At 61.2% G+C, this 23,713-nt stretch carries 19 protein-coding genes; 7 read left to right on the top strand and 12 right to left on the bottom strand.

The features are described 5' to 3' along the window. Positions 1–35: 35 nt before the first annotated feature. The 11 genes from CXQ81_RS29965 to CXQ81_RS29915 form a co-directional block, all read right to left on the bottom strand. A complete protein-coding gene (locus CXQ81_RS29965) occupies positions 36–1,265 on the bottom strand; it encodes a multifunctional CCA addition/repair protein (RefSeq protein ID WP_101339281.1) in 1,230 nt (409 codons plus the stop codon). A 64-nt stretch (positions 1,266–1,329) separates the two neighbouring features. Next, positions 1,330–2,892 (bottom strand): SpoVR family protein, encoded by a 1,563-nt coding sequence (locus CXQ81_RS29960; RefSeq protein ID WP_007926122.1) that lies wholly within the window; start codon positions 2,890–2,892, stop codon positions 1,330–1,332. Beyond that, complete coding sequence (locus CXQ81_RS29955) at positions 2,889–4,160, bottom strand: YeaH/YhbH family protein (RefSeq protein ID WP_007926123.1); 1,272 nt, start codon at positions 4,158–4,160, stop codon at positions 2,889–2,891. Before CXQ81_RS29955 ends, CXQ81_RS29960 begins: the two co-directional genes overlap by 4 nt. Positions 4,161–4,348: 188 nt before the next feature. Beyond that, a complete protein-coding gene (locus tag CXQ81_RS29950) occupies positions 4,349–6,271 on the bottom strand; it encodes a PrkA family serine protein kinase (protein ID WP_007926124.1) in 1,923 nt (640 codons plus the stop codon). A 295-nt stretch (positions 6,272–6,566) separates the two neighbouring features. Beyond that, a complete protein-coding gene (gene glpE / locus CXQ81_RS29945) occupies positions 6,567–6,896 on the bottom strand; it encodes a thiosulfate sulfurtransferase GlpE (protein WP_009051163.1) in 330 nt (109 codons plus the stop codon). A gap of 32 nt (positions 6,897–6,928) precedes the next feature. Further along, on the bottom strand, positions 6,929–7,810 hold the full coding sequence (locus CXQ81_RS29940; protein ID WP_101339280.1) for a symmetrical bis(5'-nucleosyl)-tetraphosphatase: 882 nt from the start codon (positions 7,808–7,810) through the stop codon (positions 6,929–6,931). After that, complete coding sequence (gene apaG / locus CXQ81_RS29935; RefSeq protein WP_007926128.1) at positions 7,810–8,190, bottom strand: Co2+/Mg2+ efflux protein ApaG; 381 nt, start codon at positions 8,188–8,190, stop codon at positions 7,810–7,812. Before apaG ends, CXQ81_RS29940 begins: the two co-directional genes overlap by 1 nt. Before the next feature lie 122 nt (positions 8,191–8,312). Next, positions 8,313–9,131: a 16S rRNA (adenine(1518)-N(6)/adenine(1519)-N(6))-dimethyltransferase RsmA gene (rsmA, locus tag CXQ81_RS29930; protein ID WP_101339279.1), complete on the bottom strand. Its 819-nt coding sequence runs from the start codon at positions 9,129–9,131 to the stop codon at positions 8,313–8,315. Further along, positions 9,128–10,117 carry a 4-hydroxythreonine-4-phosphate dehydrogenase PdxA gene (gene pdxA, locus CXQ81_RS29925; protein WP_101339278.1) on the bottom strand — a complete coding sequence of 330 codons (990 nt, stop codon included), beginning with the start codon at positions 10,115–10,117 and terminating at the stop codon, positions 9,128–9,130. Before pdxA ends, rsmA begins: the two co-directional genes overlap by 4 nt. Then, complete coding sequence (surA, locus tag CXQ81_RS29920; protein ID WP_157832275.1) at positions 10,114–11,430, bottom strand: peptidylprolyl isomerase SurA; 1,317 nt, start codon at positions 11,428–11,430, stop codon at positions 10,114–10,116. Before surA ends, pdxA begins: the two co-directional genes overlap by 4 nt. Beyond that, entirely contained in the window at positions 11,411–14,233 is a 2,823-nt protein-coding gene (locus CXQ81_RS29915) for an LPS-assembly protein LptD (RefSeq protein ID WP_101339276.1), read from the bottom strand. Before CXQ81_RS29915 ends, surA begins: the two co-directional genes overlap by 20 nt. 130 nt (positions 14,234–14,363) lie before the next feature. Here CXQ81_RS29915 and CXQ81_RS29910 point away from each other — a divergent pair, with 130 nt between their 5' ends. From CXQ81_RS29910 to CXQ81_RS29900, 3 genes are read left to right on the top strand one after another with little or no spacing between them, the layout of a single operon-like run. Next, complete coding sequence (locus CXQ81_RS29910; protein ID WP_101339275.1) at positions 14,364–15,389, top strand: aminoglycoside phosphotransferase family protein; 1,026 nt, start codon at positions 14,364–14,366, stop codon at positions 15,387–15,389. After that, positions 15,386–16,057 (top strand): N-acetylmuramate alpha-1-phosphate uridylyltransferase MurU, encoded by a 672-nt coding sequence (murU, locus tag CXQ81_RS29905; RefSeq protein WP_101339274.1) that lies wholly within the window; start codon positions 15,386–15,388, stop codon positions 16,055–16,057. The genes CXQ81_RS29910 and murU overlap by 4 nt, the downstream gene beginning before the upstream one ends. A gap of 1 nt (position 16,058) precedes the next feature. After that, a complete protein-coding gene (locus tag CXQ81_RS29900; protein ID WP_101339273.1) occupies positions 16,059–16,826 on the top strand; it encodes a TerB family tellurite resistance protein in 768 nt (255 codons plus the stop codon). 106 nt (positions 16,827–16,932) lie between these two features. Here CXQ81_RS29900 and CXQ81_RS29895 read toward each other — a convergent pair whose 3' ends face one another. After that, positions 16,933–17,931 (bottom strand): alpha/beta hydrolase family protein, encoded by a 999-nt coding sequence (locus CXQ81_RS29895; protein ID WP_101339272.1) that lies wholly within the window; start codon positions 17,929–17,931, stop codon positions 16,933–16,935. Positions 17,932–18,005: 74 nt separating this feature from the next. Between CXQ81_RS29895 and CXQ81_RS29890 the strand changes: the two genes are divergently transcribed. The 4 genes from CXQ81_RS29890 (at position 18,006) to CXQ81_RS29875 (ending at position 23,646) form a co-directional block, all read left to right on the top strand. Next, positions 18,006–20,399 (top strand): PAS domain S-box protein, encoded by a 2,394-nt coding sequence (locus CXQ81_RS29890; protein ID WP_101339271.1) that lies wholly within the window; start codon positions 18,006–18,008, stop codon positions 20,397–20,399. A 55-nt stretch (positions 20,400–20,454) separates the two neighbouring features. Continuing rightward, on the top strand, positions 20,455–21,084 hold the full coding sequence (locus CXQ81_RS29885; protein ID WP_007926150.1) for a response regulator transcription factor: 630 nt from the start codon (positions 20,455–20,457) through the stop codon (positions 21,082–21,084). Between the two features lie 349 nt (positions 21,085–21,433). Then, positions 21,434–22,558 (top strand): ABC transporter ATP-binding protein, encoded by a 1,125-nt coding sequence (locus CXQ81_RS29880; RefSeq protein ID WP_007926151.1) that lies wholly within the window; start codon positions 21,434–21,436, stop codon positions 22,556–22,558. A 44-nt stretch (positions 22,559–22,602) separates the two neighbouring features. After that, complete coding sequence (locus tag CXQ81_RS29875) at positions 22,603–23,646, top strand: ABC transporter substrate-binding protein (protein ID WP_007926152.1); 1,044 nt, start codon at positions 22,603–22,605, stop codon at positions 23,644–23,646. The last annotated feature ends 67 nt before the right edge of the window (positions 23,647–23,713 follow it).

Raw genomic sequence — 23,713 nt, 5'->3', positions numbered from 1 at the left:
TATCGGCTTGCGAGCAAGCTAGCTCGTGATGTTTCTTACTGCGGGTGCTGTTCCTTGTAGGCCTTCAGCGCCTTCAGTCGCTCCCGTTTCAGCGCCTCTCCCAACTCCGGCCCCTTGAATCCCTGCTCCAGCAGCGGCTGTACCGCTACCGTTCGTGCTGCGGTGGCCGCGCCGCGCAAATAGTCCGCCTGGGGATAGGCGCGCTCTTCCAGTCCGAGACGACCGCGAGCATCCATTTCACAGGCGGCGATAAACTCCTCGAACCGCTGCGGCCGACGGTACACGTCAAAGCTTTGCAGCAGCTGCGCCAGTGTCGAAGGTTTCAGTTCGAGGGCGCGATGGCCATGGGTGTGGTACTGACCCACCAGCAGCGCCAGTTCCTGGCAGTCGCGCGGCGCCTTGAAGCGTTCGTTGACGCACTTGATCAGCTTCAGGCCCTTGTGCTCGTGTGCGATGTGCTGTGGCCATTCACTTTGCGGTGTCAGGCCCTTGCCCAGGTCGTGCAACAGGCACGCCCAGCGCACGCTCAATGGCTGCTTGTACAGTGCCGCCTGCTCGAGAACGCTCAGTGTGTGCACACCGCTGTCGATTTCCGGGTGATGGGCGGTGGGTTGCGGAACGCCAAACAGCGCCTCCACTTCGGGCAGCAGGACCTTGAGCGCTCCACAGTCACGCAGCACCTGGATGAACACCTGGGGGTGATCTTCCATCAGTGCGCGGGAGATTTCCTTCCAGCTGCGCTCCGGCGTCAGGGCTTCTAGTTCGCCTGATTCGCTGAGCTGGCGCATCAATTCGAGGGTGTCAGGCGCTACCCGGAAACCGAGCCCAGCGTAGCGAGCAGCAAAGCGGGCAACGCGCAGGACACGCAGCGGATCTTCGGCGAATGCGGGGGAAACGTGGCGAAGCAGGCGGTTTTCCAGGTCCTGCTGGCCGTGATATGGATCCGTCAGCACGCCATGGTCGTCTTCCGCCATGGCGTTGATTGTCAGGTCGCGGCGGATCAGGTCTTCTTCGAGGGTGACCTCGGGGCTGGCGTGAAAGGTGAAGCCGCCATAACCACGACCGCTTTTGCGTTCGGTGCGGGCCAGGGCGTATTCCTCGCCGCTCTTGGGGTGAAGAAAGACCGGAAAGTCCGAGCCTACCGGCCGAAAGCCATTGGCGAGCATTTCTTCGGCTGTGGCACCGACTACCACCCAGTCGATGTCGGTTACCGGTTTGCCCAGCAGGCGATCGCGTACCGCACCGCCGACCTTGTAAATCTGCATAAAAAACCTCCGTTAGCCCGACAGAATAACCCTTGCGCCGCGCTTTCGGAGGTTTGTCATGCGTTCAGAGGTGGATGACAGCCAGGTCCAGGCGGCCGTAGTCCCCTTCGTTGTGATCGCTTCTTGGCGGTACGTGATGGGTTTTCATCACCTGGTCGCCCTGCAGGGTTTCCAGGTGGATGTCGAACCCCCATAGCCGGTGCAGGTGCTTGAGGACTTCGTCGGTGGAGTCACCCAATGGTTTGCGGTCGTGCTGTTGGTGGCGCAGGGTCAGCGAGCGGTCGCCCCGTCTATCGATGCTCCAGATCTGCACGTTGGGCTCGCGGTTACCCAGGTTGTACTGGGCCGCAAGGGTTTCGCGGATGACTCGATAGCCGCTTTCGTCATGAATGGCCGGTACCAGCAAGTCGTCTTTCTGGTCGTCGTCCAGGATGCTGAACAGCTTGAGATCGCGGATCACCTTGGGCGACAGGTACTGCAGGATGAAACTCTCGTCCTTGAAGCTGCTCATGGCGAACTTGATGCTGGAAAGCCAGTCGGTCCCGGCCAGTTCCGGGAACCAGCGACGGTCTTCCTCGGTCGGCTCTTCGCAGATGCGCCGGATATCGCGGTACATGGCGAAACCCAGGGTGTAGGGGTTGATGCCGTTGTAGTAAGGGCTGTCGAAGCCAGGCTGGAAGACCACGCTGGTGTGGGAGGCGAGGAATTCCATCATGAAACCGTCGGTCACCAGGCCTTCGTCATACAGGTCGTTCATCAGGGTGTAGTGCCAGAATGTTGCCCAGCCTTCGTTCATCACCTGGGTCTGGCGTTGCGGGTAGAAATACTGGGCGATCTTGCGCACGATCCGCACGATTTCCCGCTGCCACGGTTCCAGCAGCGGCGCGTGTTTCTCGATGAAGTACAGGATGTTTTCCTGCGGCTCGGCGGGGAAGCGCGCGTTGTCCTTGTCGCTGAACTTGTCCGTGCCTTTGGGAATGGTGCGCCACAGGTCGTTGATCTGTTTCTGCAGGTGTTCTTCCCGGTCCTTTTGCCGACGTCGCTCTTCTTCCGCGGAAATCGGATAAGGACGTTTGTAGCGGTCCACCCCGTAGTTCATTAGGGCATGGCAGGAGTCCAGCAGGTCCTCCACGGCATCGATGCCGTGGCGCTCTTCGCACTGCATGATGTACTGCTTGGCGAATACCAGGTAATCGATGATCGAACTGGCATCCGTCCAGGTGCGGAACAGATAGTTGCCCTTGAAGAAGCTGTTATGGCCATAGCAGGCATGGGCCACCACCAGTGCCTGCATGCAGATGGTGTTTTCTTCCATCAGGTAGGCAATGCACGGGTCCGAGTTGATCACGATCTCGTAGGCCAGCCCCATCTGGCCACGGCTGTAGGACTTTTCGGTGCTAAGGAAGTGCTTGCCATAGGACCAATGGTGATAACCCAGGGGCATACCGACAGAGGCGTAGGCGTCCATCATCTGTTCGGCGGTGATCACTTCGATCTGGTTGGGATAGGTATCCAGGGCGTAACGCGCCGCGATACGGCTGATTTCGCGGTCGTAGGCCTGGATCAGCTCGAACGTCCATTCCGAACCGGTGGAAATAGGCTGGCGTTTCTGCTCTCTGGCGGTCATGTCACTAACCTGCGCTGGAAGAGTTCACGGAAGACCGGATAGATATCTCCGGCCGAGACCAGTTGCTGCTGGGCGAAAGTATCGGAAAAGGCTTCGGCGATGCGCTCGTATTCGAACCACAGGGCCTGATGTTCGCGCGGGGTAATCTCCACGTAAGTGTAGTACTGCACGAAGGGCATGATCTGGTTGATCAGGATGTCGCGGCAGATCGGCGAGTCGTCGTTCCAGTTGTCGCCGTCGGAAGCCTGGGCGGCGTAGATGTTCCACTCGTTGCTCGGATAACGCTCGGCCATGATCTCCTGCATCAGTTTCAAGGCGCTGGAGACGATGGTGCCGCCGGTTTCCCGGGAGTAGAAGAACTCTTCCTCATCCACTTCACGCGCACTGGTGTGGTGGCGAATGAACACTACGTCGATCTTGTCGTAGTTACGCTTGAGAAACAGGTACAGAAGGATGAAGAAGCGCTTGGCGATGTCCTTGGTGGCCTGGGTCATGGAGCCGGAAACGTCCATCAGGCAAAACATCACGGCCTTGGAGCTGGGGTTGGGCTGTTTGACCAGCAGGTTGTACTTGAGGTCGAAGGTGTCGAGGAACGGCACCCGATGGATACGGGCGCTGAGACGCTCGATTTCCGCTTCCATTTCCTGAATATCGCCGAAGTTGTCCGGTTCTTCGCGTTTCAGGCGTTCAAGTTCCTCTTTGACTTCGCGCAGTTTTGCCCGGCTGCTGCCGGACAGGGCGATGCGCCGGGCATGGGCCGAGCGCAGGGTCCGAATGATGTTGATGCGCGAGGGATTGCCTTCGTTGCTGATCCCGGCCCGGACGGTCTTGAAGGTGTCGGTCCCGCTCAGGTTGCGTTTGACCAGGTTCGGCAACTCCAGGTCTTCGAACATGAACTCGAGGAATTCTTCCTGGGTAATCTGGAAAACGAACTCGTCCATGCCTTCGCCGGAATTGCCGGCCTTGCCCCGGCCACCTCCGCCACCACCGCCTTGAGGGCGTGCGATGTGCTCGCCGGCCGTGAACTCCTTGTTTCCCGGGTGCACCACGGTCTGTTTGCCGCCGCGCCCATGATGGAGCACCGGTTCATCGATATCCCGGCCTGGAATGCTGATTTGTTCGCCATGCTCCATGTCAGTGATGGAACGGCGGCTGACCGCCTCTTCGACGGCCTTCTTGATGTGGTCACGATAACGCCGCAGAAACCGCTGACGGTTTACCGTGCTTTTGTTCTTGCCATTGAGACGTCGGTCGATCACATAACTCATGACTGCTCCTTAGAAGCGGTCTTGAAGCTCGCAAGCGGCCCGGGCGGGGGGAGGGGGCGACAAGGTGTCCTGCCGCCGGTCCTCTGCCCGAGCCTCGCTGCGAACGTTCAAACGCGCTTCCTGAAGCCTGTGTAGCAGAAATCGCTAAGACAGGCTCCTGGCTAACGACAACCGGTGCAACCGGCGGGTTACTGCGATTTTCTGACCCGCAGATACCACTCGGACAGCAGTCGTACCTGTTTGTCGGTGTAGCCGCGCTCGACCATTCGGGTAACAAAGTCGTTGTGTTTCTGTTGATCCTCTTTGCTGGCCTTGGCATTGAAGCTGATGACCGGGAGCAGGTCCTCTGTGTTGGAGAACATTTTCTTCTCGATGACCACCCGCAGTTTTTCGTAGCTGAGCCAGGTCGGGTTCTTGCCGTTGTTGTTGGCTCGGGCCCGCAATACGAAATTGACGATTTCGTTGCGGAAGTCCTTCGGATTGCTGATGCCGGCCGGTTTCTCGATTTTCTCCAGCTCTTCGTTGAGCGCGACCCGATTGAGGATCTCGCCGGTTTCCGGATCGCGGTATTCCTGATCCTGAATCCAGAAGTCCGCATACAGCACATAGCGGTCGAAGATGTTCTGACCGTATTCGCTGTAGGACTCCAGGTACGCCGTCTGGATTTCCTTGCCAATGAACTCGATGTACCGCGGAGCCAGGTATTCCTTCAGGAAGCGCAGGTAGCGTTCGCGGGTTTCCGCCTGGAATTGCTCCTGTTCGATCTGTTGTTCGAGCACATAAAGCAGGTGCACCGGGTTCGCCGCGATCTCGTGGGGATCGAAGTTGAAGACTTTCGACAGGATCTTGAAGGCGAAGCGGGTCGACAGACCGTTCATGCCTTCATCCACGCCGGCGGCGTCGCGGTATTCCTGGATCGACTTGGCTTTCGGATCGGTGTCCTTGAGGTTCTCGCCGTCGTAGACGCGCATTTTCGAGTAGATGTTCGAGTTCTCCGGCTCCTTGAGGCGCGAGAGAACGGTGAACTGAGCGAGCATTTTCAGGGTGTCGGGAGCGCAATGCGCCTTGGACAGGGAGCTGTTGAACAGCAGCTTGTCGTAGATTTTGACTTCGTCGCTGACCCGCAGGCAGTACGGGACTTTGACGATATAGATCCGGTCGATGAAGGCTTCGTTGTTCTTGTTGTTACGGAAGGTGTGCCATTCCGATTCGTTGGAGTGAGCCAGCAGGATGCCGGTGAAGGGGATCGCGCCCAGACCCTCGGTACTGTTGTAGTTGCCTTCCTGGGTGGCCGTCAGCAATGGGTGCAGCACCTTGATCGGTGCCTTGAACATTTCGACGAACTCCATCAGGCCCTGGTTGGCCCGGCACAGTGCGCCCGAATAGCTATAGGCATCGGCGTCGTTCTGCGGGAACTCTTCCAGCTTGCGAATATCGACCTTGCCCACCAGTGCGGAAATGTCCTGGTTGTTCTCGTCTCCAGGTTCAGTCTTGGCGACGGCGATCTGATTGAGGATCGAAGGATAGAGCTTGACCACCCGGAACTGGCTGATGTCGCCACCGAACTCGGACAGGCGCTTGGTGGCCCAGGGCGACATGATGGTGTTCAGGTAGCGCCGTGGGATACCGAAGTCTTCTTCGAGGATCGCGCCATCTTCCGTGGCGTTGAACAACCCAAGAGGCGACTCGAATACCGGAGAGCCCTTGATGGCGTAGAAGGGCACCTTCTCGATCAGTTGTTTGAGTTTCTCGGCCAGGGATGATTTGCCGCCACCGACGGGGCCGAGGAGGTAGAGGATCTGTTTCTTCTCTTCCAGGCCCTGAGCGGCATGGCGGAAGTAGGAGACGATCTGGTCGATGCATTCTTCCATTCCATGGAAGTCTTCAAAGGCCGGATAGCGACGGATCACTTTGTTGGAGAAGATCCGTGACAGTCTCGAATTGGTCGACGTGTCCAGCAGCTCCGGTTCGCCGATAGCCAGAAGCAGGCGTTCAGCGGCCGATGCGTAGGCGCTACGGTCCTTTTTGCAGAGCTCCAGGTACTCCTGTAGCGAGAACTCTTCCTGGCGTGTGGATTCGAAGCGTTGTTGGAAGTGGCTAAAAATACTCATGACGTCACCTCGCTCGATACGTGGAGCCGACGCCGGATCAGTCAGTCAAGTGCTGGCATGCAGCCGGGAATCCGGCTGATGTTTACCCCCCAGAACACTTTCAAAGCTATCGACCTTGAAAGCTAGTACCGATGACCCGCACGCCGGTGTACCGGCTCTCCCCTGATTGGATGGCCTGAGGCTAAGGATAGTTCGGAATCGGGGAGATAAAGGTGGAATACGTAATTTGTTCAAATGACCGTTCGTCGGTCGCGGCGCCAGCCCGCGAATGACGCGGGCTGGAGCACAGAAAAAATTATTCGGCGTTGCCTTGGGCAATTTCCGCAGGGTAGGTGGTCCGCCACAGTTCGAAACCACCGTCCAGGCTGTAGACGTCGGAGAAGCCCTGGCTGATCAGGTAGGCCGCCGCGCTTTGGCTGGAGTTGCCGTGATAGCAGACGACCACCAGTGGGGCGTCGAGATCGGCGTTGCGGATGAAGTCGGAGATGGAGTGGTTATCCAGGTGCAGGGAGCCGCTGATGTGGTTCAGGGCAAAGGTCTGCGGGTCGCGGATATCGACCACCACGGCGCCTTGCTCGCGCAGTGCCTGGGCCTGTTCTGGGGGGATGCGTTTGAATTCGCTCATGGCGGGCTCCTGGGCCTGGTGGCAAGCGCCGTCTAGCGCTTGGCGGTGATTGGTGTGGGTTCAGGGGAGGGTTGATTGGCCTGGGGCTTGATGTGACCGTGGGCGTCGCACTCACACTTGAGGCGTTGGCCGGTGTCGACGTTCAGCAAGGTCAGGGCGCCGCCCCAGACGCAGCCAGTGTCCAGGGCGACGACGCCGGGCTGGTTGCAGTTGCCTTCGAGGGCGGCCCAGTGACCGAAGATGATTTTCACGTCCCGGGTCTTGCGTTCCTTGTGCTCGAACCATGGGGCGTACCCCGGTGGGGCGGTGTCTGGCCCTTCCTTACCCTTGAGGTCGAGCTTGCCATCGCTGGTGCAGAAACGCATGCGAGTGAAATAGTTGGTGATCACCCGCAGACGGGTCACGCCTTTGAGTTCGCTGTCCCATTTTGTCGGGTCGTTGCCGTACATACCGTCCAGATAGGGCTCGAAGCGGTTGTCGTCCCGCAGTGCTTCTTCGACTTCGGTGGCGCACTTGAGGGCTTTTTTCAGCGACCACTGTGGCGGTATCCCCGCGTGCACCAGGGCGACGTTGCGCTGTTCGTCATAGTGCATCAGTTTTTGCTGGCGCAGCCACTGGAGCAACTCCTCGCAATCCGGCGCGTTGAGGATCTCGCGCAGGGTGTCGGCTTTCTTCAGGCGCTCGATATTGCGCCAGACGGCCAGCAGGTGCAGGTCGTGATTGCCCAGCACGCACACTAGGGAGTCGCGCATGGCATAAAGAAAGCGCAGGGTTTCCAGCGACTGCGGGCCGCGGTTGACCAGGTCGCCGACCAGCCACAGGCGATCCTTGGTCGGGTCGAAAGCGACCTTTTCAAGCAGGCGCTGCAAAGGTCCCAGGCAGCCTTGCAGGTCACCGACGGCGTAAGTCGTCATCAGTGCAGGGCTCCGGGCACGGCCAGACGGAAGGGGGCGATGATGGCGTCGAAGTGTTTGCCGTCTTCGGCGAGCATCTGATAGCTGCCCTGCATATTGCCGACCCGTGTGGTCATGACCGTGCCGCTGCTGTAGGTGTGGCTTTTGCCCACGGCGATCAGCGGCTGCTGGCCGACGACGCCGGCACCGCGAACTTCCTCGACGTGCCCGTCGCCATCGGTGATCACCCAGTGCCGGGAGAGCAGTTTGGCGGGCAGCAGACCATTGTTCTGTACGGTGATGGTGTAGGCGAAGGCAAAGCGGTTCTGCTCGGGTTGTGACTGTTCTGCGAGAAAGCGGGTGACGACGCTGACGTCGATCTGATAACGGGGATCGGACATGCAAGGGGCCTTAAAACGAAGCGGGACGCGGGACAAAGCTGATGGAGGTCAGTCTAGGCCAAGTATCGGGTAGTAAACCAGACATGGAGCCTGGCGTCTTACCCGATAACGCTGGTGGCGTGTCAGCTGGCGCTGGCGGTGTCCGCGGCTTGTTCGCTGAGCTTGTCGGCCAGGCGAACGAAGGCTGCCAGGTCCAGTTGCTCCGGACGCAGGCTGCCATCGACACCGGCGGCTTCGATCTCGGCGCTGGAAAGCAGGGCTTTGAGGGTATTGCGCAGGGTCTTGCGACGTTGGTTAAAGGCTTCGCGGACGATGCGCTCCAACAGGCGATGATCCTTGGCCGGATGCGGCAGCACGGCGTGTGGCACCAGGCGGACGATTGCCGAGTCGACTTTCGGTGGCGGATTGAATGCGCCAGGGCCAACGTTGAACAGATGCTCCACGCGGCAGTGGTACTGGACCATGATCGACAGACGGCCCCAGTCACCACCGCCCGGGCCTGCGGCGAGGCGCTCGACCACTTCTTTCTGCAACATGAAGTGCATGTCGCGGATCAGGCTGGCGTTTTGCAGCAGGTGAAAGATCAGCGGGGTGGAGATGTTGTAGGGCAGGTTGCCAACCACCCGCAGGCTGCCGGGCGCGGCATTCAGGCTGTTGAAGTCGAACTTCAGGGCATCGCCCTGGTGCAGGCTGAAATTGTCCCGGCCAGCAAACTGCTGGTTGAGGATCGGCACCAGGTCCTTGTCCAGCTCGACCACATCCAGCTGGGCGCCGCTGTTGAGCAGGCCCTCGGTCAGGGCGCCCTGGCCCGGGCCGATTTCCAGCATGCGGTCGCCGGATTTGGCATTGATGGAGCGCAGGATGCGGTCGATCACGCCGGCGTCATGCAGGAAGTTCTGGCCGAAGCGCTTGCGCGCCCGGTGTTGGTATTGCTCGGTCATAAACGGGTCTCGGCCATCTGGTAGGCGGTTTCCAGGGCGACTTTCAGGCTGCCGGTATCGATCTTGCCGCTGCCGGCCAGATCCAGGGCGGTGCCGTGGTCGACCGAGGTGCGGATGATCGGCAAGCCCAGCGTCACGTTGACCGCGGCGCCGAAGCCTTTGTACTTCAGCACGGGCAGCCCCTGGTCATGGTACATCGCCAGCACTGCGTCGCAGTGCTCCAGATATTTGGGGGTAAACAGAGTGTCGGCGGGCAGGGGGCCGCGCAGGTCCATGCCTTCGTTGCGCAGACGCTCCAGGGTGGGTTCGATGATATCGATTTCTTCATGGCCCAGATGTCCGCCTTCGCCGGCATGCGGGTTGAGCCCGCAGACCAGGATGCGTGGCTGGGCGATGCCGAATTTGTTGCGCAGGTCCGCATGCAGAATGCGCGTAACCCGCTCCAGGCGCTCCGGGGTAATGGCGTCGGCGATGTCCCGCAGGGGCAGGTGAGTGGTCACCAGTGCCACGCGCAGGCCATGGGTGGCCAGCATCATCACCACTTGTTCGGTGTGCGTCAGGTCGGCGAGAAACTCGGTATGGCCGGAAAAGGCGATGCCGGATTCGTTGATCACACCCTTGTGCACCGGGGCGGTAATCATTCCGTCGAAATGCCCGTCCAGGCAGCCTTGGCCGGCCCGGGTCAGGGTTTCCAGAACGAACGCGGCGTTGGCCTTGTCCAGCTGACCAGTAACGACCTTGGCCGACAGCGGGGTATCCCAGACATAGAGGCTACCAGCGGCGGCCGGCTGGCTTGGCCAATTGTCGGGGCCGACCGCAATCAGGCTGACGGCCACACCCAACTGCGCGGCCCGCTCGATAAGCAGGTCGCGGCTGGTGATGGCAATCAGGGGATGTGGCTGTTGTTGCGAGGCGAGCAGCAGGCACAGGTCGGGACCTATGCCGGCTGGCTCGCCGGGGGTGAGCGCGAAACGCTTGGGTTTCACTGTGCCGCCTGGTCAGCGCCAGGAAGTTTGATCTCGACGTAGGCTTCGTCGCGAATCTGGCGCAGCCAGGTTTGCAGCTCTTCGTCGTATTTACGGTTGCGCAGCACGGTCATCGCTTGCTGTTCGCGGGCCTGGCTGGTGCTGTCAGTGGCGCGGCGGCCAAGGACTTCCAGTACGTGCCAGCCATATGGGCTCTGGAACGGCTTGGACAGCTGGCCTTGCGGGGTCTTGGCCATCACCTCGCGGAACTCGGGAACCAGGGCGTTCGGGTCGATCCAGCTGAGGTCGCCACCGTTGAGGGCGGAACCCGGATCTTCCGAGTAGCTTTTCGCCAGTTCGGCAAAGTCTTCGCCGGCTTCGATGCGCTCGTAGAGCTTCTGGGCCAGGCGTTTGGTTTCTTCTTCGCTGCGAATTTCACTTGGCTTGATCAGGATGTGACGGACATGCACTTCGTCACGCATCTGATTGCCGCCGCCGCGTTTTTCCAACAGCTTCAGGATGATAAAGCCGCCTGGAGTACGAGCTGGCTGGGTGATATCGCCCACTGCCATGGCGCTCAGTTCGCGGTCGAACGGAGGGGGCAGTTGAGCGGCTTTACGCCAGCCCATGTCACCACCTTCCAGGGCGTTGTCGCTGCCTGAGCGGGCGATGGCCAGCTGAGCGAAGTCGGCGCCTTGCTTGAGTTGCTGGTAGATGTCCATGGCCTGGCGCGCGGCGCTCTGAATCGCTTCGGAGTTGGCGCTTTCCGGGGTTGGAATCAGGATATTGGCCAGGTGCAGCTCTTCGGACAGTTGCATCTTGCCCAGGTCGGAGGCGAGGAAGTTCTTCACTTCCTGCTCGGAGACCTGAATGCGTTCGGCAACACGGCGCTGACGCACGCGACTGATGACCATCTCGCGGCGAATCTGCTCACGGGCGTCCTGATAGGACAGGCCATCACGAGCCAGGGCGGCGCGGAATTGATCAGGCGTCATGTTGTTGCGCTGGGCGATGGTGCCGACGGCCTGGTTCAGCTCTTCATCGGTGATGCGGATGCCGGAGCGCTCGCCGATCTGCAGTTGCAGGTTTTCGACGATCAGGCGTTCCAGTACCTGCTGGTTGAGGACCTCGGCGGGTGGCATGCCGCTGCCGCGCTTGGCGATGGTTTGCTGAACTTCGTGAACCCGTTGGTCCAGCTGGCTCTGCATGACCACGTCGTTATCGACGATGGCCACCACTTTGTCGATGGGTTGTACCGCGGCGCTCGCCGCGGTACCCAGGAACAGCGCGCCCAGCATCAGCGGGCGCAGACAATCAGAAAGCTTGGTCTTCACGTTCACGGTAACCTTGAATGCCTTTGTCGAGGAAGCTCTCTACCTTGGCGCCGGTCAGGCCGCCGAGTCCTTTCAGGACGATTTGAAGGAAGATGCCATGGTCGCCTTTCTCGTTCTGCGGAGCGTCTTGACTGAACTCGTCATACTTGACCCAGTAACGGTTGATCAGGCGCAGTTTCCAGCAGCAGTTGTCGTATTCGAAACCACCGAAGGCATCGAGGGTACGGTTGCGGTTGTAGTCGTACTGCCAGCGGCTGATCAGGTTCCATTGCGGCACGATCGGCCAGATCACCGAGAAGTCATGCTGCTGGATCTTGTAGTAGTCCTTCACGTAGTTCGCGCTGCCAGGAGTGCCATAGTCACCGCCGAATTGCCACTTACCAGTGTTCTGGTTGTAGATCACCTGATCGTTGCGATAGCGATAACCAGCGTTGATGACCTTGTTCGGGTTGTCTTCCGGCTGATAGTGGAACATCGCACTGCCTGAGCGTGGGCTGCGGCTGTCCGGATCCCAGTTGTAGTCGGCAGTGGTGCGCCAGTCACGGTTCCAACGGTACTCGTATTCCAGCGCATAAGGAGAAACGTTGGAGTGTGCGTCGTCGCGGGTTTTCGCATCGATACCTGGCAACTGGACTTCGCGGTCCTTGAAGTACAAGGCCTGGCCGACGCTGATGCGTTGGCGTTCGAAGCCGTTTTCTTCGATCCAGCGGTTGGTGATGCCCAGAGACAGTTTGTTCTCGTCGCCTACACGGTCGGAGCCGGAAAAGCGGTTGTCACGGAACAGCGACGAGTAGTTGAAAGTGCTTTCGCCGGTGTCGAATACCGGAATGTCGCTCTGGTCTTTCTCCGGTACATAGAGATAGTAGAGGCGTGGTTCCAGGGTCTGGCGATAGTTTTTGCCGAACCATTGAGTGTTGCGGTCGAAGTACAGGCCGCTGTCGATACTGGCGATTGGCACGCCGCGGTTCTGATTGCTGCTGTAAGTGCCGTTCAGACGATCGCCTTCTGGGCCCTGTCCTGCGATATCACGTTTACCTTGGCCATCAAGGTCCAGGTCGTACTGAGTGTACTGGTACTTGAGAGAAGGTTTCAGGAAACCATAGGTCCAGTTGAGCGGGAGACTTACAGATGGCGCGAGGTTGAGACGGTTACCATTGGCTCGTGCCAAACCAAAAATATTGGTATCTAGGCGAGGAGTACCTATTGAGCCATCTGCGTTCAATGGGCCGCCATTTTCATCAACGAAGTTACCGGTTTTAAGGTCTCGATCAAACCTGACAATCTCGGTTTCATATTTAAAGTCCAAACCGCCCGGATGCTGCGGCAAGAAGCCATTCAGGGTGATTTGCGGCAAACGATTGTATGGCGTGACGTTGGAAACCGTGGCCAGCTCATAAGCCTGGGCATTGAGCCGCGCGGCATAGGTGTCGCCGCGGTAGGTCACAGCACCCTGCTGGTTGATGTAATCACGGCTTTCCACACCGATCTGGTCAGTCTGCAGATCCTGGAAGTAGTACGGATCGCTGATCTTGGTGTAGTCGACCTCGGTCATTACCCGCGAATCGAGCCCGCCCTTGTGCTGCCAGTTGTACATGTAGCGGGTTTTTTCGTAGTCCGACTGCAGCTTGCGGTCGTCGTTGTCGTCGTTGAGGTACGCCGCACCGAACTGACCTTCGCTGGACTTGGTCAGGTAACGGAATTCGCCTTCCATCAACAGGCCGCGCTTGCTCATGTAGCGCGGGTACAACGTGGCGTCGTAGTTCGGCGCCAGGTTGAAGTAGTACGGGGTGACCAGCATGAAGCCGGTATCGCTGCCGCTGCCGATGGTCGGCGGCAGGAAGCCGGACTGGCGACGGTCGTCGATCGGGAAATAGATGTATGGCGTGTACAGGACCGGAATGTCCTTGACGCGCAAGGTCACGTTGGTCGCTGTGCCGAAGCCGGTCGCCGGGTTCAGGGTGATGTTGTTGCCCTTGAGCTGCCAGGCGTTGCTGCTCGGTTCGCACGTAGTGTACGTACCGTCCTTGAGGCGGATGATCGCGTTCTCGGCACGCTTGGCGTACAGCGCGTTACCGCGGATGCGCGACTTGTGCATCACGTATTCGGCGTTGTCGACCTTGGCTTCGCCGGTATCCAGCTGCACGTCGGCGTGATCGCCGACCATCAGGGTGCCGTTGTCGCGCAGGCGGACGTTGCCGCTCAGCTCGCCACGGTTCTCGGCCTGGTACAGGTTGGCCTCGTCGGCCTCGACCTGCATGCTGCCCTGGCGCATGACCACATCACCGGCCAGGGTAGCGATCTGCTGCTCCTGCTGGTAACGCGAAGCCTTGGCGCCAATAAAGGTCGGGGCGTCACTTTTATTCGTCTTGTCATTCATGCCAGGACGAATCGGTTCGATATAAGCACCAGCACAGTAAGGACCGGTCTCGGCCAACTGGGCGGCGGTGAGCTTCTCGCGCGGAACCCAGTCGAGGTGACTGTAGTCTTCGCTGCGGGACTTCAGGCCGCGGCCCTTGGACTCGGTAACCAGCATCGGCTTGGCGCCGGTGTCTTCGCTGGTTTCGCCGCCTTCGGCCGATGCAGCGGTGCTCGAGCTGACCGCACTCGCGTCATGCACGGGGCGCGGAGGCAGTTGAGCGGCGCTGGTTTTCGGCGCGCAGTCCCAGCCACCCGAAGCAGAGACTGAGCAGTCATACTGTTCTGCGGCGACCACGAACGAAGTGGCCAGGGGTTGCAGGGCCAGCAGACTGCCAGTAACCAACAACGGAAATTTTTTACGAAACGCGGGGGATTTCAATGCCATCTTATTAGTCCGGGCTTCCTGCGTGCCATCTGCCCGCGGTGTGGGCCGCACGCCTCTCGATGGTCTGAAAAAGATGCTGGATAATAAAGCATGACCCGCTTGACGGCTAGCGCCGTCGGAGACCCTTGCAATGCCTGACCAAGATGTACGCTTGCAACACCTGAAAGTTTGGCTCGATGAGCAGTTGTCGATTGTTTATGCCTCCAACGGATGGGGCCTCGTGCCCCCGGCCACATTGACCGCGGCCAGCAGCGACGCGAGTTTCCGGCGGTATTTCCGCTGGGAAGGCGAAGGCCGCAGCTTTGTCGTGATGGATGCTCCGCCGCCCCAGGAAAACTGCAAACCCTTCGTGGATATCGCCCATCTGTTGGCAAAATCCGCAACCAATGTGCCGAAAATTTATGCAGAAGATTTGCCGCGCGGCTTTCTTTTGCTCAATGACCTGGGCAACAAGACCTATCTGGACGTGATCGACGGCGAAAATGCCGACGCCCTGTTCAAGGATGCGCTGCAAACCTTGCTGGCTTTCCAGCAGTTGCCGATGGATGCGCCGTTGCCCAGTTATGACGTCGCTTTGCTGCGCCGTGAGCTGGAACTGTTCCCCGAGTGGTACGTGGGGCGCGAGCTGGGCGTCGAGCTGAATGAGCGCCAGCGCGGCCAATGGCAGCGGGTCAGCGAGCTGCTGATCGAAAGCGCCCTGGCCCAGCCCAAGGTGCTGGTGCATCGTGACTATATGCCGCGCAACCTGATGCTCAGCGAACCCAATCCGGGCGTGCTGGATTTCCAGGACGCGGTCTACGGCCCGGTAACCTATGACGTCACCTGCCTGTTCAAGGATGCTTTTCTCAGCTGGCCCGAAGCGCGGGTGCGCGGCTGGCTGGAGGACTACTGGCAGCAAGCGTCCCGGCTCGGTATCGCGGTACAACCCGATTTCGAGGATTTCCTGCGTGCCAGCGACCTGATGGGCGTGCAACGCCATCTCAAGGTGATCGGGATCTTCGCGCGGATCTGCCACCGCGACGGCAAGCCCCGTTACCTGGGCGACGTGCCGCGTTTCTTCGCTTATATAGAGGCCGTCCTGGCTCGTCGGCCGGAGCTGGCGGAGTTGGGTGAACTGTTGGCCAGCCTGCGTCAACCGGTCGGAGCCTGTGTATGAAGGCAATGATTCTGGCCGCGGGCAAGGGCGAACGGATGCGCCCCTTGACCCTGACCACGCCCAAGCCATTGATCCGCGCCGCCGGTGTGCCGCTGATCGAGTACCACCTGCGGGCACTGGCCCGGGCGGGCTTTACCGAAATCGTCATCAACCACGCCTGGCTGGGGCAGCAGATCGAAGATCATCTGGGCGATGGCGCGCGCTTTGGCTTGAGCATCCGCTATTCGCCGGAGGGCGAGCCGCTGGAAACCGGCGGCGGTATTTTCCGCGCCTTGCCATTGCTGGGCGACGAACCCTTTGTGGTGGTCAATGGCGATGTCTGGACCGATTATGATTTCCGCTCGTTGAACCGTCCGCTGGATGCGTTGGCGCACCTGGTGCTGGTGGATAACCCGGCTCACCACACCGCCGGGGATTTCATCCTCAGCGATGCCCGGGTGCGGGACGCCGAGCCGGGCGCGCAGACCCTGACCTACAGCGGCATCGCGGTGTTGCACCCGGACCTGTTCCAGGGCTGCACACCGGGCGCGTTCAAGCTGGCGCCCCTGCTACGCAAGGCCATGGCCGATGGACAGGTCAGTGGCGAGCGTTTGCAGGGACACTGGGTCGATGTTGGCACCCATGAGCGTCTGGCGGAAGTCGAAACCTTGTTAGAAGCGAGTCGTTGATATGTTGTGGCCAGGGACTCTGATCGGAGCCGGGGCTGGCTTTGCCATAGCCAGTATCCCGGGGGCCATGCTGGGAGCGTTGCTGGGACAGGCGCTGGACCGGCGTTTGCAATTGCATAGCTGGGCCCAGGTGCGTGAGCGGCTGGGCGGTCGACCGGCGTTGCGCAACGATGAACTGCTGTTCGTGCTCTTGGGGCGGCTGGCGAAAAGCGATGGCCGGGTGGTCGATGGGCATATCCAGCAGGCGCGTCTGGAAATGCGTTCGCTGGACATGAACGAAGCCGCGCAGCGTCGCGCGATTGCCGCGTTCAATCGGGGCAAATCGGGTAACGATCGGCTACGGGGCTACCTGCGACGCCTGGCGACGCAGCCTCATGCTGCCGAGGGTGTGTTGCGCGCTTGCTGGCGGATGGTCTGGGCCGATGGCCGGGCCGGCCCCTCCGAGCGCGAGCTGATCCAGCTCTGGGGCAAGTGGCTGGGCTGGACTGTGCAGCAGGTGCAGGCGTTGGCGGCGGACTACGAGCCGAGCAAAAAGCCGTTGGCCAACAGCAGTGGCACTTATCAGGACGCGTTGCGCCTGCTGGGTGTCTCGGCGACCAGCGAGCCTTCGCAGATCAAGCGCGCCTACCGGCGCCTGCTCAGTCGCCATCACCCGGACAAGATTGCCGGCAGCGGCGCAAGCCCCTTGCAGGTGCGGGAAGCCACGGAGAAAACCCGCGAGCTGCACAGCGCTTACGCACTGATCCGCGAGCGTCGGGATTTTCGTTAGAGAGGCTCGTTAGAGGGATGCGTTAGAGATATTCGCTAGAGGGAAATGCCCCACGCCCGGCCCCGCACCTTGCCAAAAACAGGAGCGGGACCGGGCACGGCGGGATTCAGTCTTGCGCGGGTTGCGGGCTCAGCCAGCCGCGTACGCGTCTGAACAGTTGCTCGTTTTCAGCCGTGCTGTTGCCCGGCAGGGCGTTGAGCGAGACCTGGGTGAAGTTGGCGTTCTTCTGACGCTTGCTCGCCTGCAGGCGTTCCAGGGCGTTCTTGCGAGCCTGCGCGTTGTCCTTGTAGAAAAAATCGGCGGTCGCCAGCTTCAGGGTCGGCGTCAGTTCCGCCAGTCCGGGTTTGCCGATGGACGGGGTCTGGGCAGCCACCAGCACCAGCTTTTGAATCTCCGGCGGCTGTTTTTCGCTCAGGTAGCGCGTGGCCCAGTAGGCGCCGCTGCCATGACCCAGCAACACAATGCTGCGGGCGTTCTGCTGCTGGGCGTAGGTCACCGCGGCGTCGATACGGGCAAAAATCCGTTCGGCGTCGGCCTTGGCCTGTTCTTCGCTACTCTCCACCACCGCGCGATCGGCTATCTCGGCTTCGCCACCGGCGGCCTGTTCGATTGGCTTGGGCGCTGCCGTGGCGGCATCTTTGCTGCTAGTGTCGGCGGTCGCGGGCGCAGGTTCGGCCTCGACGATGCGCGGTTGCGCCGCATCGCTCTGCAGGTCGGGCAAGGTCAGGCTCAGGCTGCTCCAGTCGGCATCCGGCAATCTGTTGCGCAAAGGGCCGATTGCCTGAGGCCAGTCGGCGGTTTCGCCAGCGCCCGGGATGATAATCACCGCGCCTTTGGGATCGCTGGTGTTGGCGGGTTTCCACAGGGCCAGAAAGCTCTCGCTGCCGGCTTGCAGTGACTGTTGCTCACTGGATGGCATGACTCGTTCGAGGGCCGCGGCATCTTCCTGGCTACGCTCAAGGAGCGGCTGGCGTTCGGCCGGTTTTTCCGCGGCAGGCTGTTCTGCCGGGGCGGCTTGCGGATCGGCGGCCTCGACCGAAAAGGCACAAGGAAGGATCAGCGACAGGCACAATGCGGGCAGTGCCGTGCGGTGGACAAGGGACATCGGTTATTCCAGGCCAGAAGTAATCCCGGCAGCCTAATGGGTTGGTCAGTATTTGTCAGTGTGTGAGACTTCAGATGATGCGTTTTCGCTGCCTGTTGGTTATCGGCTGTATCTGCCTTCCCTTGATGGCCCGGGCGGTGCCTGCGCCACATATCGCCCAGGCGCAGTGGAGCCCCGCACAACAGCAGTGGCTGGAGCAGCACCGGGAATTGCGGGTCGGCGTGGTGCTCCAGGCTCCCTATGCCCAGTACGACCGACGGCTGCAACGCTTGTCCGGCGCCAATATCGAACTGATGCAGTGGCTGGCCCAGGCGATGAAGGTCGAGCTGAGCTGGCGCAACTTTGCCGATCAGGCGCAACTGGAGGCGGCGGTGCGTGCCGGTGAAGTGGATATGGCCCCGGGCCTGAGCCAGACCCCGGCCGGCCTGCGGCTCTGGCAGTTTTCCGATCCCTATATGCGCGTGCCGCAACTGGTGGTCGGCGAGCAGAAGGGTGCCGGCGCGGTGGAGCTGGAAAAGCTCGACAGCCAGACCCGCGTGGCGGTGCGCATGCCCAGTGCGGTGGCGGACTACCTGCGGGCGACCTATTCCAACCTCAATCTGCAGGGCGTGCCCCTGGAGCGCCAGGCCCTGCAATTACTGCTCAGCCAGCAGGCGCGTTATGCGGTGATCGATGAAGCGCAGCTCAGTCGTTTGTCGGCGGAGCCGGAGTTCGCCGGCCTGGCGGTGGTGGGCGATATCGGCCTGCCGCAACTGTTGCGGGTGGCGACCCGGCGCGATTGGCCCGAGCTGGCGGACATCGTGCAGCGCGCCTTGCACGGTATCGCCGCCAAGGACCTGGAGCAGTTGCATAATCGCTGGCTGCAGCCCAAGTATCCGCGGTTGAGCGAGTCCCGCGGTTTCTGGCAGAACCTTAGCCTGCTGCTGGCCGTGCTGCTGTTGGCGAGCATGGCCATCGTTATCTGGCAGCGCCGCCAGCAACAGACGCTCGAGCAGCGGCTGCTGACCACCCGCGAGGACCTGGCCCGGCGCGAGGCCAGTGAAGAAGCCTTGCGCCTGACCCAGTTCTCCATCGACCAGAGCACGGTGGGCATTCTGTGGGTCAACTGGGACAGCCATGTGCGCTACGCCAACCGCGCGGCCGAAAGCATGCTGGGCTATGCGCCGGGGGCGGTGGTCGACCGGCCGTTGAGCGATTTCGAACCCAACCTGCACATGGACCGTTGGCTTGGTCTGTGGAAGCGCGCCCGGGCCAGCGAGGATGCGCCGCCCAGCTTCGAGACCCAGTGTGTCCGCGCCGACGGCAGTATCCTGCCGGCCGATGTGTCGCTGAGTTTTCTGCGTTTTCGCGATGGCGAGTACCTGGTGGTTTACCTCACTGACGTCACCGAGCGTCGTCGCGCCCTGGCCGCCCTGCAGGAAAGCGAAGCGCGGTTGCAGGGGATCGCCGCCAATGTGCCGGGGCTGGTGTTCCGCCTGGAACGGGCGCCGGTGACCGGGCAGATCGATTTCGCCTATATCAGCGAAGGCAGCGAGAGCCTGGTGGGTTACTCCCCGGCGACCCTCAGCCATCGTGACATAGGGCTGCGCAGCCTGGTGCACCCTGGGGACCGGGCCAGTTATCACCAGACCCAGGACCATGCCCTGGACACCGACAGCGACTGGTCCTGGCAGGGGCGGATCCTGACCCGGCAGGGCGAACAGCGCTGGGCGGAAATCAAGGCCATCACTCGCCAGCTCGAGGACGGCGCCTATGTCTGGGACGGCATCGTCTGGGACATCAGCGAAAGCAAGCGCATCGAACTGGAGCTGGCCAGTTCGCGCGAACAACTGCGCGAGCTGTCGGCGCACCTGGAAAGCGTGCGCGAAGAGGAAAAGGCCCGCATCGCCCGGGAGGTGCACGACGAGTTGGGGCAGATGCTCACGGTGCTCAAGCTGGAGACCTCGATGTGCGAGCTGGCCTACGCGCAGCTCGATCCGGGGCTGCACGAACGTCTGAACAGCATGAAGCGCCTGATCGCCCAGTTGTTCCAGTTGGTGCGCGATGTGGCCACGGCCTTGCGCCCGCCGATTCTCGATGCCGGGATCGCGTCGGCCATCGAGTGGCAGGCGCGGCGTTTCGAGGCGCGCACGCAGATTCCTTGCCTGGTGCAGGTGCCCGATAATCTGCCGGTGCTCAGCGACGCCAAGGCCATCGGTCTGTTCCGCATCCTCCAGGAGGCGCTGACCAACGTGATGCGCCATGCACAGGCGCATACTGTCGAACTGACCCTGAGCCTCGAGCAGAACCAACTGTGCATGACCATCAGCGACGACGGCCAGGGTTTCGTGGTCGAGACCGGGCGGCCGACGTCCTTCGGCCTGGTAGGCATGCGCGAGCGGGTGCTGATCATGGGCGGTAGCCTGACCCTGGACAGTCAGCTGGGCGAGGGCACCACCCTGAGCGTGACTGTGCCGCTGGACCTGTAGGCGCGAGCAGATTCACTGCTGCAGAGATCATTACCAATAAGAAGAGGTACGAGCTGTGATCCGTGTACTGGTAGCCGAAGACCACACCATCGTTCGCGAAGGCATCAAGCAGTTGATCGGCCTGGCCAAGGACCTGACGGTGGTGGGGGAGGCGAGCAATGGCGAGCAGCTATTGGAAACCCTGCGCCATGTGCCTTGTGAGGTGGTGCTGTTGGATATTTCCATGCCTGGCGTCAACGGCCTGGAGGCGATCCCGCGGATCCGCGCGCTGAACAATCCGCCGGCGATCCTGGTGCTGTCGATGCACGACGAAGCGCAGATGGCGGCCCGGGCGCTGAAGGTGGGGGCGGCCGGTTATGCCACCAAGGACAGCGACCCGGCGCTGCTGCTGACGGCGATCCGCAAGGTGGCGGCGGGCGGGCGTTATATCGACCCGGAGCTGGCCGACCGGATGGTCTTCGAAGTCGGCCTGACGGACACCCGGCCCCTGCATTCCTTGCTGTCGGAGCGCGAGTTTTCCGTGTTCGAACGGCTGGCCCAGGGTGCCAACGTCAACGATATCGCCCAACAGCTGGCCTTGAGCAGCAAGACCATCAGTACCCACAAGGCGCGGCTGATGCAGAAGCTCAACATCACCTCCCTGGCCGAGCTGGTGAAGTACGCGATGGAGCACAAGCTGCTCTGAATGGATCTGTAGCCGCTGCCGCAGGCTGCGATCGACAGCGCAGCTGTCGCTAAACCTGGCCCTGAGCATTTTCAGCTCAATCGCGCTGCCTGGATCACGAGTGCTTCGCCCTCGATCGCAGCCTGCGGCAGCGGCTACACGTACCTATTTGCGACACGAAAACCGGCTTATGGCCATGATCCTCGCCGGGCTTGTGCCGGGACTTGTCCAATCGCGCCATCCTTGTAGGGGGATTCCTACAAGGAACCTTCCATCCGGCTGAGGCCAATCTCTCATACCCCCCGATTTGCGCGGCTTGTGGCCTCCACTAGGCTTAGTCCACAGCCGTCAAAAAACAAAAGGTGTGGGTATGAGCGAGGTCGATTCAAGCGCTGGGACGAGTGATGTACTGGTCAGTTTCCGTGGTGTGCAAAAGAGCTACGACGGCGAAAACCTGATCGTCAAAGACCTCAACCTGGACATTCGCAAAGGCGAGTTCCTTACCCTGCTCGGGCCATCCGGCTCCGGCAAGACCACCAGCCTGATGATGCTGGCTGGCTTCGAGACCCCGACCGCCGGGGAGATCCAGCTGGCCGGGCGGGCGATCAACAACGTGCCGCCGCACAAGCGCGATATCGGCATGGTGTTCCAGAACTATGCGTTGTTCCCGCACATGACCGTGGCCGAGAACCTGGCGTTCCCGCTGTCGGTGCGCGGCCTGAGCAAGACCGATATCAGCGAGCGGGTCAAACGCGTGCTGAGCATGGTCCAGCTTGAATCCTTCGCCCAGCGTTATCCGGCGCAGCTGTCCGGTGGCCAGCAGCAGCGGGTGGCCCTGGCCCGGGCGCTGGTGTTCGAGCCGCAGCTGGTGCTGATGGACGAACCTCTCGGCGCGCTGGACAAACAGCTGCGCGAACACATGCAGATGGAAATCAAGCACCTGCACCAACGCCTCGGCGTGACCGTGGTCTACGTGACCCACGACCAGGGCGAAGCCCTGACCATGTCCGACCGGGTCGCGGTGTTCCACCAGGGCGAGATCCAGCAGATCGCCCCGCCTCGGACCCTTTACGAAGAGCCGAAGAACACCTTTGTCGCCAACTTCATCGGCGAGAACAACCGCCTCAACGGCCGCCTGCACAGCCACAGCGGTGACCGCTGCGTGGTCGAGCTGGGACGCGGCGAGAAGGTCGAGGCGCTGGCGGTCAATGTCGGCAAGACCGGCGAGCCGGTGACCCTGTCGATTCGTCCGGAGCGTGTGAGCCTCAATGGCTCCAGCGAAAGTTGTGTCAACCGCTTCTCAGGGAGGGTGGCGGAATTCATCTATCTGGGCGACCACGTCCGGGTTCGCCTGGAAGTCTGTGGCAAGACCGACTTCTTCGTGAAACAGCCGATTGCCGAGCTCGATCCGGAGCTGGCGGTAGGCGATGTGGTTCCGCTTGGCTGGCAGGTCGAGCACGTTCGCGCGCTCGACCCACTTCTAGAGGCGCATTGATCGCCCCCTTGCTTCACCAACCCTGCACGTGGAGAGAACAATAAATGTTGAGATCCCTGAAATTCACCGCTTTGACATTGGGCCTGATGGGCGCATCGCACGCGATGGCGGCGGGTCCGGACCTGACCGTGGTGTCCTTTGGCGGGGCGAACAAGGCGGCTCAGGTCAAGGCCTTCTATGCCCCGTGGGAAGCCGCGGGCAACGGCAAGATCGTCGCTGGCGAATACAACGGCGAGATGGCCAAGGTCAAAGCCATGGTCGATACCAAGAGCGTGTCCTGGGACCTGGTGGAAGTCGAGTCGCCGGAGCTGTCCCGCGGTTGCGACGAAGACATGTTCGAGCAGCTCGACCCCGAGCTGTTCGGCAAGCCCGAGGATTACGTCAAGGGCGCGATCCAGCCTTGTGGCGTGGGGTTCTTCGTCTGGTCGACCGTCCTGGCCTATAACGCCGACAAGCTGAAGACCGCGCCGACCAGCTGGGCGGATTTCTGGGACACCCAGAAATTCCCGGGCAAGCGCGGCCTGCGCAAGGGCGCCAAGTACACCCTGGAATTCGCCCTGATGGCCGACGGCGTCGCGCCCAAGGATGTGTACAAGGTGCTGGCCGGCAAGGACGGCCAGGATCGTGCCTTCAAGAAGCTCGATGAACTCAAGCCGAGCATCCAGTGGTGGGAAGCCGGCGCCCAGCCGCCGCAGTACCTGGCTTCCGGTGACGTGGTCATGAGTTCGGCCTACAACGGCCGGATCGCCGCGGTACAGAAGGAAAGCAACCTGAAAGTCGTGTGGAATGGCGGTATCTACGACTTCGACGCCTGGGCCATTCCGAAGGGTCTGGACAAGACCCGCGCCGAAGCGGCGAAGAAATTCATCGCCTTCTCGGTGCAGCCGCAGCAGCAGAAGACCTACTCGGAAAACATCGCCTACGGTCCGGCCAACACCCAGGCAGTCCCGCTGCTGGCCAAGGACATCCTGAAAGACATGCCGACCACCCCGGAAAACATCGCCAACCAGGTGCAGATCGACGTCAGCTTCTGGGCTGACAACGGCGAGCAGCTGGAGCAGCGCTTCAACTCGTGGGCGGCCAAGTAAGGCGTCATGCATGGGCGGCGTCACCCGCGGGTGACGCCGTTACCGTTTAAAGATTTGCGGAGTTCGT

Source organism: Pseudomonas sp. 09C 129, assembly GCF_002843625.1.
GTDB classification, from domain to species: Bacteria; Pseudomonadota; Gammaproteobacteria; order Pseudomonadales; family Pseudomonadaceae; genus Aquipseudomonas; species Aquipseudomonas chlororaphis.
This window is presented reverse-complemented; position numbering and strand designations above follow the sequence as displayed.